Origin of the sequence: Alcaligenes sp. AB3, assembly GCF_031844565.1 — a bacterium.
GTDB classification, from domain to species: Bacteria; Pseudomonadota; Gammaproteobacteria; order Burkholderiales; family Burkholderiaceae_B; genus Alcaligenes; species Alcaligenes faecalis.
Window position 1 is genome coordinate 1 of the sequence record NZ_JAUZVM010000021.1, and the last position, 1750, is coordinate 1750.

Annotated in this window: 1 protein-coding gene; it reads right to left on the reverse strand. The window is 58.2% G+C overall.

What is annotated here, in order from left to right; genetic code table 11:
* The coding region (locus Q9R35_RS18650) for an Ig-like domain-containing protein (RefSeq protein WP_311220254.1) at window positions 1-1750 on the reverse strand (1750 nt) is incomplete at both ends.

The window sequence follows — 1750 nt, forward strand, 5'->3', positions numbered from 1 at the left end:
GTCGTCACCCGCGATGGTGTCGATCGTGATGGCGGCTTCGGGCAGGTCGGTATCGACACCGTAGCCACGGTCGGCTTCAGCGCTGGCTGGGTTACCGGCCGCATCTTCCGTCTCAACCTTGGCGTGAACATTGCTGTCCTGAGCCAGTTCGGTACCAGAAACATCCACGTTCCAGGTCTTGCCATCAGCATTAACGGTCGTGGTGTAGTCCTTGCCGTTCACGGTCACGGTGACGGTGTCGCCAGCCTTGACGTCTTTACCCACGGTACCGGTAATGGTCACGTCGGACTCGGACTCAGCCTGGTTGATCACGTCATCTTCAGCGATCACATTAATAGCGATCTCAGCTTCAGGCAGATCGGTATCGACACCGTAGCCGCGGTCAGCCTCAGCACTGGCGGGGTTACCAGCCGCGTCTTCAGTCTCAACCTTGGCGTGTACGTTCGAATCAGCAGCCAGCTCAGCACCAGGAACATCCACGTTCCAAGTCTTGCCGTCAGCGTTAACAGTGGTCGTGTAGTCCTTGCCGTTCACGGTCACGGTGACAGTGTCGCCGGCCTTGACGTCTTTACCCACGGTACCGGTAATGGTCACGTCGGATTCGGACTCAGCCTTGTTGATCACATCATCACCGGCAATGGTGTCAATCGTGATGGCGGCTTCAGGCAGATCAGTATCCACACCGTAGCCACGGTCGGCTTCAGCGCTGGCTGGATTACCAGCAGCATCTTCGGTCTCGACCTTGGCGTGAACATTGCTGTCCTGGGCCAGTTCGATACCAGGAACGTCCACGTTCCAGGTCTTGCCATCAGCATTAACGGTCGTGGTGTAGTCCTTACCGTTCACGGTCACCGTCACCGTGTCGCCAGCCTTGACGTCTTTACCCACGGTACCGGTAATGGTCACGTCAGACTCGGACTCAGCCTTGTTGATCACATCGTCACCGGCAATGGTGTCGATCGTGATGGCGGCTTCAGGCAGGTCGGTGTCTACACCATAGCCACGGTCGGCTTCAGCGCTGGCGGGGTTACCGGCGGCGTCTTCGGTCTCAACCTTGGCGTGAACATTGCTGTCCTGGGCCAGTTCGGTACCAGGAACGTCTACGTTCCAGGTCTTACCGTCAGCGTTAACGGTGGTCGTGTAATCCTTGCCGTTCACGGTCACAGTGACGGTATCGCCGGCCTTGACGTCTTTACCCACGGTACCGGTGATGGTCACGTCGGATTCGGACTCGGCCTTGTTGATCACATCGTCACCGGCAATGGTGTCGATCGTGATGGCGGCTTCAGGCAGATCGGTGTCTACACCGTAGCCGCGGTCGGCTTCAGCACTGGCTGGGTTACCCGCTGCGTCTTCCGTTTCAACCTTGGCGTGTACATTCGAATCAGCAGCCAGCTCAGCACCAGGAACATCCACGTTCCAGGTCTTGCCATCAGCATTAACGGTGGTCGTGTAGTCCTTGCCGTTCACGGTCACCGTCACCGTGTCACCAGCCTTCACATCCTTGCCAACCGTACCGGTGATGGTCACATCCCCTTCCGACTCAGCCTGGTTGATCACATCGTCACCCGCGATGGTGTCGATCGTGATGGCGGCTTCAGGCAGGTCGGTGTCGACACCGTAACCACGGTCAGCTTCAGCCGAAGCGGGGTTGCCCGCTGCGTCTTCCGTTTCAACCTTGGCGTGAACATTGCTGTCCTGGGCCAGTTCGGTACCAGGAACATCCACGTTCCAGGTCTTGCCATCAGCG